This is a genomic window from Microcoleus sp. BM001215392 (assembly GCF_036700185.1).
Taxonomy (GTDB): Bacteria; Cyanobacteriota; Cyanobacteriia; order Cyanobacteriales; family Microcoleaceae; genus Microcoleus.
In genome coordinates, this window is record NZ_JAUBOJ010000746.1 from 1 (window position 1) to 1,116 (window position 1,116).

General features: G+C 48.3%; 2 protein-coding genes. Both read left to right on the forward strand.

What is annotated here, in order from left to right; translation table 11 throughout:
* Positions 1-512: hypothetical protein (locus QT974_RS34605; RefSeq protein WP_333472858.1), on the forward strand; the 512-nt coding region annotated here is incomplete at its 5' end.
* Positions 513-609: 97 nt separating this feature from the next.
* Positions 610-1,116, forward strand: a 507-nt coding sequence (locus tag QT974_RS34610) for an NACHT domain-containing protein (RefSeq protein WP_442933245.1), incomplete at its 3' end; no start/stop codon positions are given.

A 1,116-nucleotide genomic window follows, 5' to 3' on the forward strand; every position in this document is an offset into this window, starting at 1 on the left:
CCAGGGTTAGTGATAGTGCTGAATTTGCTAACGCCGTTGCTAGGGAAGGCGCCTTACCACTACTCGCCTTGGCTTTGATGCGGGGTCAACAAGTTAGAGAATTATTAGAAAAAACGAAAAATATCATCGGCGCTAAATCTTGGGGCATCGGCATCCTCGGTTTTGTCCCCCAAGCCGTGCGAGATGAACAATTAAAAGAAGTCCTGGAAGTTAAGCCACCCTTTGCCTTAATAGCTGGCGGACGCCCTGACCAGGCAGCACATCTAGAAAGTCAAGGCATTGCCACTTATCTTCATGTGCCTGTCCCTAATTTACTCAAAATGTTCATCGAACAAGGGGCAAGGCGCTTTGTGTTTGAAGGGCGGGAATGCGGTGGTCATGTAGGACCTTTAAGTAGCTTTTTGTTGTGGGAAAGTATGATTTCTACGCTGTTAGAAGTCGTGCCGCCCCCCCCAACCCCCCTTACTAAGGGGGGGGAACAAGAAAGAAAATCTTTCCTTCCCGCTTGGTAAGGGGAGGGACAAGAAAGAAAATCCTGCTTCCCCCCTTACCAAGGGTGGGAAGAGGGAGAAAATCTTGCTTCCCCCCTTACCAAAAGGGAAATAAATCTTGCCTCCCCCCTTACCAAGGGGGGCTGGGGGGGTGCTTTCTCAACAGCTACGGGAAGCATTAGCAGCATCAGGAAAAGAGCGAATTCGAGACTTAGTGAAAAATCCCCTGAGATGTTCGCTATTGTGCGGCACTTGGCAATCCTTGGATGGGGATTTGCCGGATACTAAGGCTAAACTTTATCAGCGGTTTGTGACTACTTTGTATCAGTGGAAAAAACCGCACTTGAATTGGATTCAGCAGCAGGATTTGAATGCGGCTTTGGGTAAATTGGCACTTTCAGGGATGTTAAATGAAACTGCGCGGTTTCAGTTGCGAGAAAGTGTGGGATATCGGGTGATGGGTGCATCGCAGTTTGAGTTAGCTTGTCGTTTGGGTTGGCTGAATTTAGTGGCGAGGGATGCGGAGACGCTGGAAGGGATTTATGCTTTTTACCATCCGACTTTTCAGGAATATTTTGCGGCGTTGGCGGTTGAGGATTGGCACTTTTTCTTGAATCATATTCCT